General features: G+C 35.3%; 20 protein-coding genes. 19 read left to right on the top strand and 1 reads right to left on the bottom strand.

All coding sequences use genetic code 11. The annotated features are described in order from the left end of the window. Nucleotides 1–3: 3 nt before the first annotated feature. The 12 genes from rpmJ (at nucleotide 4) to rpsI (ending at nucleotide 7,540) form a co-directional block, all read left to right on the top strand. Nucleotides 4–120 carry a 50S ribosomal protein L36 gene (gene rpmJ, locus ACVQ8P_RS08620; RefSeq protein WP_057756760.1) on the top strand — a complete coding sequence of 39 codons (117 nt, stop codon included), beginning with the start codon at nucleotides 4–6 and terminating at the stop codon, nucleotides 118–120. A gap of 24 nt (nucleotides 121–144) precedes the next feature. Then, complete coding sequence (gene rpsM / locus ACVQ8P_RS08615) at nucleotides 145–510, top strand: 30S ribosomal protein S13 (RefSeq protein WP_057974620.1); 366 nt, start codon at nucleotides 145–147, stop codon at nucleotides 508–510. Nucleotides 511–538: 28 nt separating this feature from the next. Next, nucleotides 539–928 carry a 30S ribosomal protein S11 gene (gene rpsK, locus ACVQ8P_RS08610; RefSeq protein WP_057974619.1) on the top strand — a complete coding sequence of 130 codons (390 nt, stop codon included), beginning with the start codon at nucleotides 539–541 and terminating at the stop codon, nucleotides 926–928. An 85-nt stretch (nucleotides 929–1,013) separates the two neighbouring features. Beyond that, nucleotides 1,014–1,952 (top strand): DNA-directed RNA polymerase subunit alpha, encoded by a 939-nt coding sequence (locus ACVQ8P_RS08605; protein WP_462298807.1) that lies wholly within the window; start codon nucleotides 1,014–1,016, stop codon nucleotides 1,950–1,952. A 27-nt stretch (nucleotides 1,953–1,979) separates the two neighbouring features. Continuing rightward, on the top strand, nucleotides 1,980–2,360 hold the full coding sequence (gene rplQ / locus ACVQ8P_RS08600; protein ID WP_057974617.1) for a 50S ribosomal protein L17: 381 nt from the start codon (nucleotides 1,980–1,982) through the stop codon (nucleotides 2,358–2,360). A 257-nt stretch (nucleotides 2,361–2,617) separates the two neighbouring features. Continuing rightward, nucleotides 2,618–3,109 carry a GNAT family N-acetyltransferase gene (locus tag ACVQ8P_RS08595; RefSeq protein WP_462298806.1) on the top strand — a complete coding sequence of 164 codons (492 nt, stop codon included), beginning with the start codon at nucleotides 2,618–2,620 and terminating at the stop codon, nucleotides 3,107–3,109. A gap of 112 nt (nucleotides 3,110–3,221) precedes the next feature. Continuing rightward, nucleotides 3,222–4,067: an energy-coupling factor ABC transporter ATP-binding protein gene (locus ACVQ8P_RS08590; protein WP_462298805.1), complete on the top strand. Its 846-nt coding sequence runs from the start codon at nucleotides 3,222–3,224 to the stop codon at nucleotides 4,065–4,067. Then, a complete protein-coding gene (locus ACVQ8P_RS08585) occupies nucleotides 4,043–4,924 on the top strand; it encodes an energy-coupling factor ABC transporter ATP-binding protein (protein WP_462298804.1) in 882 nt (293 codons plus the stop codon). Before ACVQ8P_RS08590 ends, ACVQ8P_RS08585 begins: the two co-directional genes overlap by 25 nt. Then, complete coding sequence (locus tag ACVQ8P_RS08580) at nucleotides 4,908–5,711, top strand: energy-coupling factor transporter transmembrane component T family protein (protein ID WP_462298803.1); 804 nt, start codon at nucleotides 4,908–4,910, stop codon at nucleotides 5,709–5,711. Before ACVQ8P_RS08585 ends, ACVQ8P_RS08580 begins: the two co-directional genes overlap by 17 nt. A gap of 12 nt (nucleotides 5,712–5,723) precedes the next feature. Continuing rightward, nucleotides 5,724–6,488 carry a tRNA pseudouridine(38-40) synthase TruA gene (truA, locus tag ACVQ8P_RS08575; protein ID WP_462298802.1) on the top strand — a complete coding sequence of 255 codons (765 nt, stop codon included), beginning with the start codon at nucleotides 5,724–5,726 and terminating at the stop codon, nucleotides 6,486–6,488. Between the two features lie 202 nt (nucleotides 6,489–6,690). Further along, nucleotides 6,691–7,134, top strand: a complete 444-nt coding sequence (gene rplM, locus ACVQ8P_RS08570; RefSeq protein ID WP_462298844.1) for a 50S ribosomal protein L13 — start codon at nucleotides 6,691–6,693, stop codon at nucleotides 7,132–7,134. A gap of 13 nt (nucleotides 7,135–7,147) precedes the next feature. Continuing rightward, nucleotides 7,148–7,540, top strand: coding sequence for a 30S ribosomal protein S9 (gene rpsI / locus ACVQ8P_RS08565; protein WP_462298801.1), 393 nt, complete (start codon nucleotides 7,148–7,150; stop codon nucleotides 7,538–7,540). A gap of 257 nt (nucleotides 7,541–7,797) precedes the next feature. On the opposite strand, the gene ACVQ8P_RS08560 is transcribed toward rpsI, so the two are convergent. Next, nucleotides 7,798–8,106 carry a helix-turn-helix domain-containing protein gene (locus tag ACVQ8P_RS08560; RefSeq protein WP_462298800.1) on the bottom strand — a complete coding sequence of 103 codons (309 nt, stop codon included), beginning with the start codon at nucleotides 8,104–8,106 and terminating at the stop codon, nucleotides 7,798–7,800. Between the two features lie 443 nt (nucleotides 8,107–8,549). Between ACVQ8P_RS08560 and ACVQ8P_RS08555 the strand changes: the two genes are divergently transcribed. From ACVQ8P_RS08555 to ACVQ8P_RS08525, 7 genes are all read left to right on the top strand, one after another. After that, the gene (locus ACVQ8P_RS08555; RefSeq protein WP_462298799.1) at nucleotides 8,550–10,406 is read left to right on the top strand and encodes an AAA family ATPase; all 1,857 of its coding nucleotides are present in this window, start codon (nucleotides 8,550–8,552) and stop codon (nucleotides 10,404–10,406) included. A gap of 16 nt (nucleotides 10,407–10,422) precedes the next feature. Continuing rightward, nucleotides 10,423–11,004: a hypothetical protein gene (locus tag ACVQ8P_RS08550; protein ID WP_462298798.1), complete on the top strand. Its 582-nt coding sequence runs from the start codon at nucleotides 10,423–10,425 to the stop codon at nucleotides 11,002–11,004. 102 nt (nucleotides 11,005–11,106) lie between these two features. Beyond that, nucleotides 11,107–11,472 carry a hypothetical protein gene (locus ACVQ8P_RS08545; RefSeq protein ID WP_462298797.1) on the top strand — a complete coding sequence of 122 codons (366 nt, stop codon included), beginning with the start codon at nucleotides 11,107–11,109 and terminating at the stop codon, nucleotides 11,470–11,472. A 497-nt stretch (nucleotides 11,473–11,969) separates the two neighbouring features. After that, nucleotides 11,970–13,457, top strand: coding sequence for a DUF6287 domain-containing protein (locus ACVQ8P_RS08540; protein WP_462298796.1), 1,488 nt, complete (start codon nucleotides 11,970–11,972; stop codon nucleotides 13,455–13,457). 136 nt (nucleotides 13,458–13,593) lie between these two features. Beyond that, nucleotides 13,594–15,471 (top strand): glycoside hydrolase family 2 TIM barrel-domain containing protein, encoded by a 1,878-nt coding sequence (locus ACVQ8P_RS08535; protein ID WP_462298795.1) that lies wholly within the window; start codon nucleotides 13,594–13,596, stop codon nucleotides 15,469–15,471. Next, nucleotides 15,455–16,411: a beta-galactosidase small subunit gene (locus ACVQ8P_RS08530; protein ID WP_462298794.1), complete on the top strand. Its 957-nt coding sequence runs from the start codon at nucleotides 15,455–15,457 to the stop codon at nucleotides 16,409–16,411. Before ACVQ8P_RS08535 ends, ACVQ8P_RS08530 begins: the two co-directional genes overlap by 17 nt. Before the next feature lie 155 nt (nucleotides 16,412–16,566). Then, nucleotides 16,567–17,406: a PRD domain-containing protein gene (locus ACVQ8P_RS08525; protein ID WP_462298793.1), complete on the top strand. Its 840-nt coding sequence runs from the start codon at nucleotides 16,567–16,569 to the stop codon at nucleotides 17,404–17,406. The last annotated feature ends 138 nt before the right edge of the window (nucleotides 17,407–17,544 follow it).

The raw sequence follows: 17,544 nt of genomic DNA, 5'->3' as shown, positions 1-17,544 counted from the left end.
TCAATGAAAGTAAGACCATCAGTAAAACCAATGTGTGAACATTGTAAAGTTATCAAGCGCAAAGGTCGAGTTATGATCATTTGCAGCGCAAATCCAAAACATAAACAACGTCAAGGATAATAAAAATTAGGAGGTGTAATTGTTATGGCTCGTATTGCAGGTATTGATATTCCACGTGATAAAAGAATCGTGGTAGCATTAACTTACATTTATGGAATCGGTAATACAACTGCTGCTAAGATCTTGGTAGAAGCAGAAGTATCAGAAGATATTAGAACTCGTGATTTAACAACTGACCAAGAGGATGCAATCCGTAAAGTTGTTGATCAATTCAAAATTGAGGGTGACTTACGTCGCGAAATCAGTTTGAATATTAAACGTCTCCAAGAAATTGGAACGTACCGAGGCATGCGTCATCGTCGTGGTTTACCAGTTCGTGGACAAAACACGAAAAACAACGCTCGTACACGTAAAGGCCCAGCTACATCAATTGCAGGCCGCAAGAAATAATTATTAGATTAAGGAGGTAATACTATTTATGGCAACTAAGAAAGTTTCTCGCAAACGCCGTGTTAAAAAACATATTGAAGCCGGTGTTGCACATATTCATTCTACTTTTAACAATACACTTGTTATGATTACTGATGTTAACGGTAACGCCGTTGCATGGTCATCAGCTGGTGCATTAGGTTTTAGAGGTAGTCGTAAATCTACACCATTCGCAGCACAAATGGCAGCAGAAGCTGCAGCTAAAGGCTCAATGGAAAACGGTATGAAAACCGTTGAAGTAGCTGTTAAAGGCCCTGGTTCTGGCCGTGAAGCCGCAATTCGTGCTTTACAAACAACTGGTCTTGAAGTAACTGCAATTCGCGATGTTACTCCAGTGCCTCATAATGGATGTCGTCCTCCAAAACGCCGTCGTGTTTAACGTGGATTAATATTCATTACGGAGTTGAACTTCATAATGTTTTCACTAGATTACACGTTACGTTTTGAAAGGGGTAAAGATAAGAATGATTGAATTTGAAAAACCAAATATTCATAAGATAGATGAAAGTCCTAACTATGGTAAATTTGTTGTAGAACCACTTGAACGCGGTTATGGTACGACATTAGGTAATTCACTTCGTCGGATTCTACTATCTTCCTTACCAGGCGCATCTATTACTAATATTCAAATTGATGGTGTTTTACATGAGTTTTCAACTATTGAAGGCGTATTGGAAGATGTTACTCAAATTATTTTGAATATTAAGAAAGTTGCTTTGAAGTTAGCTGCTGATGAAGACCAAGCCATCGAAATTGATGTGAAGGGTCCCGCAGAAGTTACTGCCGGTGATATCATTGGAAACAGTGATGTTGAAGTATTGAATCCCGACTTGTACATTTGTACAGTCGCAGAAGGTGCATCTTTTCATGTTCGCATGAACGCTAGCAATGGTCGTGGATACGTATCTGCTGATCAAAACAAAGCGGAAGATATGCCAATTGGCGTATTACCAATTGACTCCATTTATACCCCAATCGAACGTGTGAACTACCAAGTAGAAAAAACACGTGTTGGTCAAAAAGATGATTATGACAAATTGACACTTGATGTTTGGACGAACGGTTCAATTACACCAAGCGAAGCCATTAGTTTGTCGGCTAAAATTTTAACTGAGCATTTGACTTTATTTGTTGATTTAACCGACGAAGCAAAGAACACTGAAATTATGGTTGAAAAAGAAGAAACCCATAAAGAAAAAATGCTCGAAATGACGATTGAAGAACTCGATTTATCGGTTCGTTCATATAATTGTTTGAAACGTGCTGGTATCAACACGGTTCAAGAATTAACGAATAAATCTGAAGCCGACATGATGAAGGTCCGTAACTTAGGCCGTAAATCATTGGAAGAAGTCAAAGCTAAATTAGCTGCGCTTGATTTATCATTACGTCATGATGACTAATATTATATAGAGGGAGGGAACCTATTCATGAGTTACCGCAAATTAGGACGTACAAGTTCTCAACGTAAAGCAATGTTACGTGATTTAACAACAAGTCTTATTATCAACGAACGAATTGTGACTACTGAAGCTCGCGCTAAAGAAGTACGCAAATCTGCCGATAAAATGATTTCTTTAGGTAAACGTGGTGATTTGGCTTCACGTCGTCGTGCTGCTGCTTTCGTAAGAAACACAGTTGCTGACGTGAAAGAAGATGGTGACGATGTCACTGTTCAATCAGCATTACAAAAATTATTTTCTGATGTAGCTCCTCGTTACGCTGAACGTAATGGTGGATACACTAGAACTATGAAGACAATGCCTCGTCGTGGCGATGCCGCACAAATGGTTATTATTGAATTAGTATAATTCGTTACTAGATAATTTTTCACTTTGATTGATGATTAAAAACAAACGTTATGATGATGGAGCAATCTTAGTCTAGTTTGAAGGTTTTTCACATTTGTGAATTGCCGGTCATCCTTCATAGTGATTTTTTATTTTCTAATGAGATTGTTAAAAGGGTTCAGAACGCATTCAAACAATGTGTTCTGAACCCTTTTTTTATGGATTGAAATCTAGTATGATAACTATTATTCTTAATTCACACTTAGGAGGAAATGGTTATGACTGGCGATACAATTAGAATTGTTCATTATGAGAGACAATATTTGTCTGAAATCATCGCTTTATTTAATCAAACGATTCAAGATGTAAATCGACAAGATTATTCTCAGTTAGAAATCAATGAATGGAAACAATCTCATCCTAATCTCGACGAGTGGCATAAGCGGTTGAAGCAGTCCTACACGTTAGTTGCCATCAAAGAGTCAAAAATCGTTGGATTTGGCAACAGTGAAGTAACGGGGCACATTGATATGTTGTACGTTATGAGCCGAATGATTAAGCACCATATTGGCACGTTGGTATTAGAGGGATTAACCAGTTATCAAAGAAATGAGTTACAACTAGCTGAACAAACGGTGGATGCTTCAATTACTGCAGTCTCCTTTTTTGAAAAACAAGGATTTAAAAGTCAAAACAAACAGCATCATTATCGACATGAACAAGATTTAATTAATTATCACATGTCGAGATTAATTAGTCCTTTAAAATGAGAGCTATAGATAAAATAACCATGCTAATAAAAGTATAAACAGACTAAGATAATTTTTGCCTGTGATATAATTTAAATCGTAATCTATTTTGCGAAGTGTGAGGACAGAGATAATGACTGAAGTAATTAAAGTTGATCATTTAAATTATCAATATGAAACACAAAAAGAGACGAATGAAATGGCCCTTAAAGATGTGTCCTTTACGATTAATAAAGGAGACTGGGTCGCTATCATTGGTCATAATGGTAGTGGAAAAAGTACGTTATCAAAAAATATCAATGGACTACTCGCACCGCAATCAGGTGAAATCACAGTTGCTGGCCTTGTTTTATCAACAGAAACGGTTTGGGATATTCGTCGTAAAATTGGCATTGTTTTTCAAAATCCGGATAATCAATTCGTTGGGGCGACTGTCGAGGACGATGTTGCGTTCGGTTTAGAAAATAATGGGATTGAGCGTTCAGACATGCAGATCCGAGTCAAAGATGCCCTTGAACGTGTGGATATGTGGGAATTTGCCGCTAAAGAACCTGCGAGACTCTCTGGGGGACAGAAACAACGGGTCGCAATCGCTGGAATTGTCGCTCTAAGACCAGAAGTCATCATCTTGGATGAATCAACCAGTATGCTGGATCCAGAAGGCCGTGATGAAGTTTTGAGCCTAATTCACCAACTCAAAGATGAGCGGGGGCTAACTATCATTTCAATCACACATGATATTAATGAGGCAGCGAGTGCTGACAAAATCATGGTGATGGATGAAGGCCAGCTCGTAAAACAGGGGACTCCTGCCGAAATTTTCGCACTTGGCGAGCAATTAGTCGATATGGGCTTGGATGTTCCTTATCCAGAACGGTTAAAAGTCGCACTTAAAAAACGTCATTTTGAAGTTCCAGATGATTATATGACAGAGGAAGGCATGGTGGATTGGTTATGGCAATTAAATTCAACGAAGTAGCCTTCACCTATCAAAAAGGGACCCCTTTTGAAAGTCGAGCCTTGCATGACATTAATCTTGATATTAAAGAAGGATCGTTTACGGCAATTGTCGGGCATACCGGTTCTGGTAAGTCGACATTACTACAACATCTAAATGGGTTATTGAAGCCAACTGAAGGGCAAATCCAAATTGGCGAACAAGTGATTACGCCAGAAACATCTAACAAAGCATTGAATGATTTGCGTAAACAAGTTGGCATTGTTTTTCAATTTCCAGAAGCACAACTCTTTGAAGAAACGGTCATTAAAGATGTGGCATTTGCGCCTAAAAATTTTGGCAAAACGGAAGTAGAAGCGGAGGCAATCGCCGCAAAAATGTTAGCATTAGTTGGTTTGCCAGAAAGTATCTATCAACAGTCACCGTTTGACCTTTCAGGCGGACAAATGCGTCGGGTAGCGATAGCTGGAATTTTGGCTATGGAGCCTAAGATCCTTGTTTTGGACGAACCAACGGCAGGTTTGGATCCCAGAGGCCGTGTTGATATGATGGCGATGTTCGAAAAACTGCATCGTGAACAGAAACTCACTGTTATTTTAGTAACGCATCAAATGGATGATGTGGCGAATTATGCAGATCATGCGATTATTATGTCGAAAGGCACAATTATCAAATCAGGGACGCCGCAAGATGTTTTTGCGGATCCAGATTTCTTATTAAATAATCATTTGAATGTGCCAACAACAACGCTGTTTTCTAAAAAACTAATTCAAAAAGGGTTTAAATTTAGTCATATGCCTTTAACAGAAGCTGAATTAGCCGACGACCTTGTCTCATTACTGAGTCAGCAGAATGGAGGCCATGACGCTAATGAATAAATTGATTTTTGGACGTTACATAGCAGGTGATTCACTTGTTCATCGATTGGATCCTCGAGCTAAATTAGTCTTAAGTTTTTATTTTGTCGGGATTATTTTTATGGCGAATAATTGGCAAAGTTTCTCGATGCTTTTGGCCTTTACACTTGGCTGTATCATGGCTTCAAAAATTAACATGAGTTTCTTTTTGAAGGGTGTTCGCCCGCTCATTTGGCTGATTATTTTTACCGTTGCTTTGCAGATGTTATTCTCAAGTGGTGGACAAATGTATTGGCATTGGGGGATTTTTAAAATTTCAGAGTTTGGTGTCACAAATGGGTTATATATTTTTTGTCGCTTTATTTTAATCATTTTCATGTCGACGTTATTGACTTTATCAACGGCACCCCTTCAATTAGCGGATGCGATTGAATCGCTGTTGAAGCCACTCAAAGTCATTAAATTTCCAGTCTATGAAATTGCCTTAATGTTATCAATTGCCTTACGATTTGTCCCTACATTGATGGATGAAACGGAAAAAATTATGAATGCGCAACGTGCTCGAGGGGTGAACTTTGGACAAGGGTCATTAATCAAACAAATGCAGTCCATTATTCCATTATTAATTCCACTATTTGTCAGTTCATTCAATCGTGCCGAAGATTTAGCGATAGCCATGGAATCGCGTGGCTATCAAGGTGGTGAAGGTCGAACGAAGTACCGTATTCTCAAATGGCGGACGACTGATACCATGGCCTTTGTTCTATTTGCCATCGTCACCGTCGCATTAGTCTACCTCAAAAATTAAGGATGAATAAATATGTCAGTACGTTATAAAATTACCGTCGCTTATGATGGCGCAGCTTTTGCCGGGTTTCAACGTCAACCGAACCAACGGACTGTTGAAGCTGTGTTGGAAAAAGCAGTCACCATTATGAGCAAGTCAGAGGTTCCCGTTAGAATCTATGGGTCAGGCCGGACGGATGCCGGAGTTCATGCGTTAGGACAAGTTTTTCATTTTGACTTCATGCATGAAATTCCAGAAACTAGTATGGTACGAGCGTTGAATAGCTTATTGCCGCTAGATGTTCAGGTAAAAAAAGCAGAGCTAGTTAGTGATGATTTTCATTCACGTTTTAGTACACATGGAAAACGATATATGTATCGTGTGTCACAAGGTGAGTTCACTGATCCTTTTAAACGTTTCTATACAGGACATTATAAATATAAAATTGATCTTGCCAAAATTGAAGAAGCGTTGCCAGATTTAGTTGGTGAACATGATTTTTCTAGTTTTGTGGCGGCTGGTAGCCAGGTGACCAATCATGTTCGGACCATTTATGAGGCAACCGTGAGAGAAGATAAAGAAAATCATGAAATTATTTTTGAATTTTATGGTAATGGATTTCTTTACAATATGGTGCGGATTTTAGTCGCAACACTCCTAGAAATAGGGAACGGTCGGCGTCCGGTCCATGATATTTTACGATTATATGACGTTAAGGATCGACAACAAGCTCGAGAAACGGCTCCAGCCAGTGGATTATATTTAAAAAAGGTTTATTATCCGGACGAATTAGGGTAAACTAGTAGTTATTGACAATATGAATACTAAGGCAATTTTAAATCTGAAAAGGTGTTATTTATTTGTGGGATGTCCATAAATTAGATTGACAAATTGACTTTTAATAGTTAATATTATAAATGGTATTGTTTGCCCCACTGATAGGCCCCGGAAACTTATTTGAGTGTCAAACAAACAACATGAAAAAACGGAGGAAACAATCGTGCGTACAACTTATTTAGCAAAAAAAGGCGAAATAGAACGTAAATGGTATGTTATTGATGCAACTGATATTTCTTTAGGTCGCTTATCAACTGTCGTTGCTTCTATCTTACGCGGTAAAAACAAACCAACATTCACACCTAATGTGGATACTGGTGATAACGTTATTGTTATCAATGCAGAAAAGGTTGGTTTAACTGGTCGTAAAGCGGACAGAAAATTATACCAACATCATACAGATCATCCAGGTGGTTTAAAGACTCGTACTGCTGGTGATTTCCGTGCCAACGATCCTGAAAAATTAATTGCTTTCTCTGTTAAAGGTATGCTTCCAAAAGGTACTCTTGGTAAAGAACAAGCATTGAAATTACATGTATATCGTGGTGCAGAACATGATCAACAAGCACAACAACCAGAAACTTTAGATATTACAAACTTAATTTAAGGAGGCAATTGAAATGGCTCAAGTCGTATATTCAGGAACAGGTCGTCGTAAAAACTCAGTAGCTCGTGTACGTTTAGTACCAGGTACTGGTAAAATTACTATTAACAACAAAGCAATTGAAGATTACATTCCATTTGCTAACTTACGTGAAGTTGTCTTACAACCATTTAACGCTACAGAAACATTAGGTAGTTATGATGTTTTAGTTAACGCTAATGGTGGTGGCTTCTCAGGTCAAGCTGGCGCAGTTCGCCATGGTATTGCTCGCGCATTACTTACAGTAGATCCAGATTTCCGTCCCGCTCTTAAATCTGCAGGATTACTTACACGTGATCCTCGTATGAAAGAACGTAAGAAACCAGGTCTTAAGAAAGCTCGTAAAGCAAGCCAATTCTCAAAACGTTAATATATTCGTATATCAAATTTTGGAACACTTCACAATGTATATTGTGGGGTGTTTTTTTTTTGCAGATATTAGTAAATTATTTAAAATATATTTTCTATAATTTATTTGGATAACATAAAGTACTCAATATTAAGGGTTAACTCTTAATATTGAGTACTTTATTGATTAATAATCATTAAATTTTATTTTAATAAAATTATTTTAGTGCTAAAGCATTTTAAAAATAATAGTATATGGGAAAAATAAGATATTTCTTCTTATTTATTAAGAATTTTATTTGCTCGTTCAATTAAGGTAACAAATTGTAAAATACTTTCCATTTGTTCATCTGTTAGACCACCCATTTTAAATGGCAAATCATCAGAAATACCAAGTAAATAATCAGCAGACGTATCCAATATATCGCAAATTTTTACAAGGGTTTCAAGTGATGGATAAGAAAGTCCTTGTTCGTACGCAGAAATAGTTCCTTTGCTAACAGTTAAACGTATTGCCAAGTCTAATTGTGTAAGTCGTTTTGATTTTCGAATTGCTTTTAATTTTTCTCCAAAAAAATCTATAGTCATATAGTTATCACCTCAGTACAAGAATATCAAAAATTAATACACGTTATGCCCGTACCAAGTGCATGCTATATTGTCAATTATATGGTGTTATGATATTATTACTGGTACAAAGTATTATTTTTATTGGTACTTTAATAAAAGCTTGTTGATATAAACAGCTGAATAAAATAAAGAAGATGGCATTATAGAAAAATATGATAAAAATAAAAGGAATTTATGTGGCTACTCAGAAATATTTAATTTTTATTAATATTGAAAATAAGATGATATGTGAGACTTTGATAACAGAGCTGTAAAGAATATTTGATAAATATATTTTGTGTTAAATAATAATTTTCTTTTCATTCTTTTGATATTTATTAAATAATGTACTTTGTATTTTATCTATTTTCTAATGATATATAGATAAGTGTTTTTGGCATAATAAAAGGAGATTGTGAGTAATGGGAAATAATAAAGTATATACAATTGGAAGAAGATTAGGAACTAAACCGAAAGAATACGCCTTTTCAGAGATAGAAGATAAATTAGAAGATGGGGATACAGTTGTCCTTAATTCAGATATCATTGATGTTGTTTCAATTCATGCACAGATTACGATTGATGGGAATGGACATACTTTTTATGTACCGGAGGGTAAGTCGGGAATAAATTTACATAATCATTGTAAAATTGAAAATATCACTATGATTCTTGGAGAAAATCGTAGTGGAATTACATCACGAGTGTCTGGGTTAGAATTAGACTTAGAAAATTTTACAGTGGTACATGAATCATCAGAGAATTTTAGTAGTTCACTTAGTGTGTGGAAACTTCCTCTGAGTAAATTGATTTGTAATAACGTAATAATTGATCAAGCACAGATACGTACTAGAGAATTAAGTGGAGATAGTTTAACGCTTGGTTCCGCAGAATTAGACGAAAGTGATATCATGTTTAAGGAAAATGAAAAGTGGTTAGCAGTTAAAATAGATTTAGGAACTTTAAATGCTATAAATACTGATCTCGGGATTTCAGGAAGGATTCAAGTGCTCAATGCTTTAGAGGTTAGTGTAACCACATATGATAAAAATGATAAAATGTTAATAGATAAATTTACAATGGATATGGGTCTTGATCCTGATGGATTTTTAACAAATGAATTAATTGATGGCTTGAAAATATACGGAAATACTATAATAAAACAGGTTAGTACGCCTGAAGGTAACTACGATAGGTATGAGGAAGTTGCACGATTATTTTTGATTAATCCTAATAAAGATATAGTAGTAAATATAAGTGGTGAGTGGTCCATTATTAATAAGTGGGTAAATCGTGTTAATCGTGGAAATATAAACTTTAGAAATTATGAAGATAAAACATCTTGGTTTTTTTATGATGAGAGCTCACAGGTAATGCTAGTGGATGCGAAAATTAAGCGTAAGAATAAATTTACGCCTACTCCTAAACAACCTAAACCAGTACCTAAACCCAAACAGAAATCAGCACAAAATAAACTTGATGAAATGATTGGTCTCACAGATGTTAAGAAAAAAGTTAAAACATACATAGCTACAAGTATTGTTAATGAGATGCGGAAAAAAAAGGGTGAACCGGTTAATGAAAGTAGTTTGCATTTAATTTTTAGTGGAGCGCCTGGAACAGGTAAAACACAAGTCGCAAGATTACTAGCAAGAATCTTATTTGAAAATGAAATTATTTCAAAACCTGATATAAAAGAAGTAACTGCAAAAGATATGATTGGAGAGTACACAGGACAAACATCTCCTAAAACGCATAATCTAATAATGAAGGCTAAGGGTGGAATTCTTTTTATTGATGAAGCTTATGAATTGGATCCAGAGAGTGGTAATGCGGGTACTTATAAAAGAGAGGCTATAACAACACTAGTTAAAGATATGGATGATTATCGATCGGATTTGATAGTCATTATGGCTGGTTACACTAAAAATATGGGGAAATTATTACAATCTAATCCAGGATTACCCAGTCGATTTGTTAATAAAATAAGTTTTCCAGATTATAGCGCTGAAGATTTGTTAGCAATCACTTATGTACAACTTGGGCAACAAAAACAGAAGTTAGATGATGATGCTAAAGTAGAACTTGAAAATTATATTTTGAAAGCTAAACAAAATAATCAAGTTGATGGAAACGGGCGTTGGGTTAGAAATATAATACAATTTATTAGTCAAGCTCGTGACGTTCGGATAGTTTCAGATGGAACTCTAAAAACTGATCCAGAAGCATTTAATAAAATAAAATTAACGGATGTTCGTGAAGGAATAGAAAACATTTAATATTGGAGGAAGTATTATGACTTTAAGAGACAGAGCTGGAAATGAGTACGAACAAGTATCAAGCAGTAGCACGTCAGACGATGCGACGGGGTGTTTCTTGCTGATAGGAGCTGTTATAGTGGGGATTATACTGGTAATATTAGCATTACCAGTTGTTGTTATTTGGAAAATTCTTATAAGGGGATTTTTGAAAGATAAAAATCAAAAATATAATATAATAATAAATTCATTAAATGGATTTAAGCGGTGGACAATAATGATTTGGATAACGCTTGTTTATGCTACTCCGTATATTGAGGGTTATTTAACTTCTAATTACATGAATAGTTTTTTTAATACTAGGACTTCTTTTTATATAAGCTTGATAGCCATGGTATTAATTGCTATCAATGCGTATCTATTAAAAAATAAAGGCTTAAATCCATGGACTGGAACGGAAACTGTAAAATACCAATCTGTAACTCGTGCTATTGGTCTTTCTGAATTTATCCTTTTAGGAGTATTTGCTGCACTGATTCCTTTTTCTTTAACGGCAGCAGCTATAGCAGCCTTGATAGCAACCATTGTAGGTTATTATGTAATTGAAAATTTCTTTTAAAAATTAAATTCAGAAATAGAACTAAGTTTTGAGCTTAAAATGTATTTAGATGGGAATGCTTCTAAAAAGAAAGTCTGCTTAAATAAAATTTGGAGAGAATAAATGAAAAATAAAATTATTATGGGATTTATGATCGTACTGGGAATGATCACTCTTTCGGCATGTGGTTCAAGTACCTTAGATGGAAAATATACGTATAAATCAAATACGTATATTTTCAAGAATAATACAGTTGAACAAACTGTGGATGGAAAAATTGCTGGACCGGCGGGAACGTATACAGTTTCAGGTAATAAAATTAAAATGAAACTTGCAGGTATTACTACGGAGGCAAAACTTATAAATGGTAAAAAAGCATTTAGTATTATTAGCTTACAAGCTAGACCACACGGGGAAAATATATTAACGGCTAAAAATAGCAAAAACGGGTTAAAAGAAATCCTTAAACGTAAATATATTAAAGAATAATTAGTGCCCTTTTTAGTATTTACTTTAGTTATATTGATTATGAAAAAGTAGAATTAAATTACATTTAACACTCTTGAGTAAACTTAAACTATTCATAAAAAGGCTTACACGATTTTGGATAGAAAACCCAAAATCAAATTAGGCGATATCACGCGACGGCAATAGTGTTACATGATAAAAAATCATTCGGTCCATCAAATGGTTAAGGGGCTTAGTAAAAGGGACAACATACGATAAAAAATAAATTTAGCGGCATTAATTGTGAACTTTTAATAAAAAGTTAAATATGTAATAAATGATAAGAGACCTATTTCCTATACTTTGAAGGAAATTGCCCCCTTATTTTAATAGAGATATGCAGGATGTAATTTCACAATTAAATTATGTTGTTATTAATAGCTATAATCTATAGTATAAACATGAGATGCTAGTCGATAGGTTGTTTTTTTACAGATCAACGTACTTATAAGAATTAATAAATTACGGGGGTAATAGGGATGAAGAGTAAAAAAGTTATATGGATTGTAGCAATTATAGTTATTTTGGGTGGTGCATTTTACATATATAATCAGAAGCAAGAAAATGGGCCAAAGATAGAGGAACAATTAAAAGGAATAGATAAAAAGAAAATTGCTTTTAATAAAGAAAAAAATGAGAGTAAACAATTCAAAGATTTAGAAAAACTTATCAAAGAGGCAGATGAATATAAAGCAGGAACAAAAAAGAATAAAAAAGTAATAAAACGGTATGATGATTCTATCTATCAAGCTAGAAAATTGTTGATAGATAAAAATGAAAAAAGTTTTGAAGATAGTAAGATAACAAATATTGCTGAAGCAACAACTAGAGATATTACGATAAAGGAGAACACATTAAAGGTACTTTCTAAAAGAGTAGAAATACAAGATTTGACTGTTTATAATAAAAAAACGCTTAAAAAAGTTAAATCAAAGATTAGTCAGTTAAAGAAAACATATGAGAAAAAAGTTAATACGTTAAATCAGTCAAAAGAACAAGTAAAAGAACAAGAATCTGTAAAACCCAAAGCTACCAGTCCATCGATGAATTTATCACAGATTCAGCAAGGGAATTATACGAGTTTATTGGGTAATTGGGAAGAAGTAGCAGTATCTACTAACCATCAGAATGGAGAAGGGTCTACTTGGTCTGCCGGAGTGGGTGAAAAACTTTCAGTTAAAGCTAGCGAAATTATTGATGGGTCAGCAATGAAATTACAGGGAAATACATTAATAGATAATAATGGTAACGTAGCTTTGAAATTTAAAGAACAAAACGGGTATTTAACAGCAGATTCCGATGATCAAATGGCTACAATATTATGGAATGTTTCTTTTTATCCTAAAGGTGTAGCAATGGCTAATACTGGAGATAGTGCCCCTACTTCTATTGATAATTCAAAGGATCGAGTTGTTATCTGGACAAGTAACAATAGTTACCAACAGGTTTTTGAAAAAAATAAAGAGAGCGCTTCTACTACTAAAACAAGTATGAAGACTAGTTCCACAGATACAGTTAAAATGGATACTAATAAAATTGAAGCCGGTAATTATTCAAGTATCAAGGGAACCTGGAAAAATAAACGTGGTCATACAATTAATGTGACCGATAATGTTATGAAATTTACAGATATTACTGGTTTTAATCAAGCCGGAAATATAAAACATTTAACAGTAAATATTCCTGAGTATAATTTAGCAAACGGGAAACCAGAATTAGCAGGACTCTACAAAAGTGGTGATGAAACAAAATATAAAAAAGAATTGAAAGCAACTATGACGGATGAAGTGTTAAAGTTAAAAGGAGTAGTTGATCGATCGGGTTTAAATATTTTATTTTTACCATCAGGAAAAATGGGCGACTTATTGGCAGGAAGTATTGATAAAGATAAAATTGTAGCAGTTTCATCACAAGAGGTATTATCTGCACGAGTCGCTGAGTCAGATGTTTATTATAAAGTTAATTAAAATTTAGTTACTTTAATAATCTTTAATTTTTAGTCGATACAACTATGTGTCGGCTTTTTTGAGTTATTTTGACATTAAGAGTTTAAGTGATTATACTTTTTAATGAAAGCGTTTTAAATTAAACGGAGGCTATATAATGATACCAAAAATTGAATGGCTAGATACACCAACGGTTTTTCGAGTTGGTCAGTTACCAGCACATAGTGATCATCGATACTACGCAAATGAATCAGAATTAGCACTTCAAAACAGTTCTTTTGAACAATCTTTGAATGGGACGTGGCAATTCAGCTATAGTCCCAATTCAGCGAGTCGTCTGAAAACGTTTTATCAACCGGATTTTGATGCGAGTCAATTTGATTCAATCAAAGTTCCACAACATATTGAATTAGCGGGGTATGAACAATTACACTATATTAATACGATGTATCCGTGGGAAGGGCATGAATACCGACGTCCTGCGTTTTCAGAGTTTAATCAGGATCATTATACCGGAATGTTTAGTGAAGCTGCGTATAATCCAGTGGGGTCTTATTTGAAACATTTTGATTTAGCATCAGCACTTCAAAATCAACGCGTTATCTTACGTTTTTCAGGAGTCGAACAGGCAATGTATGTCTGGTTAAACGGTCATTTTTTAGGTTATGCAGAAGATAGTTTCACGCCATCTGAATTCGATTTAACCCCTTATTTAAAAGCAAAAGATAACTGTTTGGCGGTTGAAGTTCATAAACGAAGTTCTGCAGCTTTCATTGAAGACCAAGATTTCTTCCGTTTCTTCGGGATTTTTCGTGATGTCACCTTATTAGCGCAACCAGTGACTCACTTAGATGATTTATGGGTCATTCCTGATTATGATGTTGAACATCAAACTGGGGAATTAGCGTTACAACTTCACTTTAGTGGACCGAAACAACGGGTAAAAGTGACTTTTAAAGACCATGAAACAATTTTATTTAGTGATGAATTGGTGAGTGATTCAACTGTTAAACACCATTATGATTTAGACAAAATCGTGACGGCTTGGCAGAATGAACGGCCTTACTTATACACTTTACAATTAGAAGTTTTAACGTCTGATGGACAATTAATCGAAATCGTTCAGCAACCCGTTGGATTTCGTAAAATCGAGATTAAGAACCGCGTGATGTTATTAAATGGTGAACGTTTGATTATTAATGGTGTTAATCGACACGAATGGAATCCTGAAATGGGACGGACGATTTCAGATGCTGATGAAGCATGGGATGTAGCCTGCATGCAACGCAATAATATCAATGCAGTCCGGACATCGCATTATCCAGATCGGTTATCTTTTTATAATCGTTGTGATGAAGCTGGTATTTATATGATGGCTGAAACAAACTTAGAATCACACGGATCTTGGCAGAAGATGGGAGCAATCGAACCGTCTTGGAATGTACCAGGATCAGTTGATGAGTGGGAGCCAGCAGTTTTAGACCGTGCTAAAAGTAATTTTGAACTCTTTAAAAATCATCCCTCAGTTCTATTTTGGTCATTGGGTAACGAATCATATGCTGGGGATGTCTTGGCGAAGATGAATGACTATTATAAACAACGAGATTCAACCCGATTAGTGCACTATGAAGGTGTTTTCCGTGCGCCTGAATACAAGGATGTTATTTCGGATGTTGAAAGTCGGATGTATGCGACGCCGACAGAAATTAAAGACTATTTAGATAATGAGCCACAAAAACCGTTTATTTTATGTGAATATATGCATGATATGGGCAATTCACTAGGTGGGATGAAATCATATATAGATTTGTTGCAACAATATGAGTCTTATCAAGGTGGCTTTATCTGGGACTTTATTGATCAGGCTTTATTGGTTAAAGATTCTGTGACAGGTCAATCTGAATTGCGTTACGGTGGCGATTTTGATGACCGACCATCGGATTATGAATTTTCAGGTGACGGACTTGTTTTTGCAACACGAAATGAAAAGCCAGCCATGCAGGAGGTTAAATACTACTATGGAACAGACAAATAAACAGTTAGCTGTGATTTACGGGGATGTGACACTTGGCTTAAAAGGAGAGGATTTCCATTATATTTTCTCGTATCAAACGGGTGGTCCTGAATCTTTTAGAATTCAAGGCAAAGAATGGCTTTACCGCTCACCAAAACCAACTTTTTGGCGAGCAACAACTGATAATGATCGTGGCAGTCACTTCCCATTGGAATCAGGGATGTGGTTGGCGGCAGATCAGTTTATTAAATGTGAATCGGTTACTGTGGCGATTAACAATCAGCCGATTAAGTTGCCGATTGCGCCTGAAAATAATCGTTATACGAATTATGAGGTTGCTGAAAAAGTCGCAGTGAGTTACACCTACAAGACAATTACTGTGCCACAGACTCAAGTGGTTGTGACGTATACAATTGAGCCATCTGGTAAAATGAATGTCGCAGTCGCCTACAAAGGACAAGCCGAGTTACCAGCATTACCTGTTTTTGGCTTACGATTTGTCATGCCAACACCAGCAACTCGTTTTACTTATCAGGGGCTGTCAGGTGAAACGTATCCAGATCGAATGGCGGGTGGTATTCCAGGTCAATATGAAGTCCAGGGGTTGCCTGTGACGCCATATTTAGTGCCACAAGATTGTGGGATGCATATGCAAACGGATTGGGTGACGGTTTATCGACAGGCTGTATTAGATAATCGTGTTCAGCAGGTACCTGAAACTGGACTAAAATTTAGCGCGATTGATCAGCCAATTGCGTTTTCATGCTTGCCATACACGGCTGAGGAGTTGGAGAATGCGACCCATCATAGCGAATTACCAGCAGCACACCGAACAGTCCTATCGATTTTTGGTGCCGTTCGAGGTGTGGGTGGGATTGATAGTTGGGGTAGTGATGTTGAGGCTGGATATCAAATTGATGCGGCTAAAGATATTGCCTATCAGTTTGATATTGAATTTTAAATTTAGTAATTTAAAATAATTATTGACAGCGCTTTCTTTCACTGCTATGATGAGTACATCAGATAAGGATTGTAACTGATTCGATCAGGCATTACCTACTGATAGTCATTTTATATGGCTATTGGTAGGTAATTTTTTTATGAGGAGGGCATAAAATGTATTTCATCAAGAAAATAAATAATAATGTTGCATTAGCAAAAGATGAAAATAATATTGAGTGGATTCTTCTTGGAAAAGGAATTGGCTTTGGTAAGGAAGTTGATAGCTCGATTGAAGCAAAAGAAATTGATCGTCGATTTAAAGCGCAGGGTGAACTTGAAAATCATCAAAGTATCTCCAATATCATTAATCAAATTGATGGTAATACGTTACAGCTTGCTACAGACGTGAGCGACCAAGTAGCTGAATATTTAGGAATTATATTTAGTAACTATAACTATTTAGCATTGGCTGATCATCTTAATTTTGCACTAGAGCGGACTAAACAAGGGAATAATTATCCAAATGAATTTCGTTGGGAAGTTCAGAGCTTGTATCCTAAAGAATATAAGGCAGCTGAAAAATCATTAGATTATATTAAAGAACGAACCAATATTGAATTGCCGAAGAGTGAATTGACTTTCTTTACATATCATTATGTTAGTGCGCAAAACAAAGAAACGCCACTGGAAGATACTATTGAACTAACTGCAATGGTTAATCAAATATTGGAAATTATTAGTTATCATTTTCAAATGAAATTAGATAGTAGCTCTATAAATTATGCCAGATTTTTAACACATTTAAGATATTTTATGATTCGTCAATTGAATAATGATATCAATAGTAAAGAATTAGATCCGATGATTAGTACTGTCATTAAAGAAAAATATCCACGAGCTCACCAAGCAGCAGATAAAATTAGACTATATTTAAAAACAAATAAAAATTGGGATATTTCGAATAACGAAATGATGTACTTAACGCTACATATTTGGCGTTTGACAAGAGAATAAACAAGTATTTAGGATTGTAACTGATTCGATCAGGCATTACCCAAATATTTTTCAAAGACTAGTAACAAAATTAGTAATCTTTGAAAAGTATTTGGGTGTTTTTATTTTCAGGATTTTGGCCAGAGACTGGAAATAACT

Source organism: Dellaglioa sp. BT-FLS60 (assembly GCF_054941065.1).
The sequence above is the reverse complement of the archived record's forward strand: the minus strand, read 5'-3'. Positions and strand labels throughout refer to the sequence as shown.

Coding starts and splice junctions, on each gene's coding strand:
- rpsI (WP_462298801.1), top strand. CDS start 7,148: ATGGCTCAAGTCGTATATTCAGGAACAGGTCGTCGTAAAAACTCAGTA.
- ACVQ8P_RS08545 (WP_462298797.1), top strand. CDS start 11,107: ATGAAAAATAAAATTATTATGGGATTTATGATCGTACTGGGAATGATC.
- rpsM (WP_057974620.1), top strand. CDS start 145: ATGGCTCGTATTGCAGGTATTGATATTCCACGTGATAAAAGAATCGTG.
- ACVQ8P_RS08540 (WP_462298796.1), top strand. CDS start 11,970: ATGAAGAGTAAAAAAGTTATATGGATTGTAGCAATTATAGTTATTTTG.
- truA (WP_462298802.1), top strand. CDS start 5,724: ATGTCAGTACGTTATAAAATTACCGTCGCTTATGATGGCGCAGCTTTT.
- ACVQ8P_RS08530 (WP_462298794.1), top strand. CDS start 15,455: ATGGAACAGACAAATAAACAGTTAGCTGTGATTTACGGGGATGTGACA.
- ACVQ8P_RS08525 (WP_462298793.1), top strand. CDS start 16,567: ATGTATTTCATCAAGAAAATAAATAATAATGTTGCATTAGCAAAAGAT.
- ACVQ8P_RS08550 (WP_462298798.1), top strand. CDS start 10,423: ATGACTTTAAGAGACAGAGCTGGAAATGAGTACGAACAAGTATCAAGC.
- rplQ (WP_057974617.1), top strand. CDS start 1,980: ATGAGTTACCGCAAATTAGGACGTACAAGTTCTCAACGTAAAGCAATG.
- rpmJ (WP_057756760.1), top strand. CDS start 4: ATGAAAGTAAGACCATCAGTAAAACCAATGTGTGAACATTGTAAAGTT.
- ACVQ8P_RS08555 (WP_462298799.1), top strand. CDS start 8,550: ATGGGAAATAATAAAGTATATACAATTGGAAGAAGATTAGGAACTAAA.
- rpsK (WP_057974619.1), top strand. CDS start 539: ATGGCAACTAAGAAAGTTTCTCGCAAACGCCGTGTTAAAAAACATATT.
- ACVQ8P_RS08585 (WP_462298804.1), top strand. CDS start 4,043: ATGGCAATTAAATTCAACGAAGTAGCCTTCACCTATCAAAAAGGGACC.
- ACVQ8P_RS08535 (WP_462298795.1), top strand. CDS start 13,594: ATGATACCAAAAATTGAATGGCTAGATACACCAACGGTTTTTCGAGTT.
- ACVQ8P_RS08590 (WP_462298805.1), top strand. CDS start 3,222: ATGACTGAAGTAATTAAAGTTGATCATTTAAATTATCAATATGAAACA.
- ACVQ8P_RS08595 (WP_462298806.1), top strand. CDS start 2,618: ATGACTGGCGATACAATTAGAATTGTTCATTATGAGAGACAATATTTG.
- ACVQ8P_RS08605 (WP_462298807.1), top strand. CDS start 1,014: ATGATTGAATTTGAAAAACCAAATATTCATAAGATAGATGAAAGTCCT.
- ACVQ8P_RS08580 (WP_462298803.1), top strand. CDS start 4,908: ATGACGCTAATGAATAAATTGATTTTTGGACGTTACATAGCAGGTGAT.
- ACVQ8P_RS08560 (WP_462298800.1), bottom strand. CDS start 8,106: ATGACTATAGATTTTTTTGGAGAAAAATTAAAAGCAATTCGAAAATCA.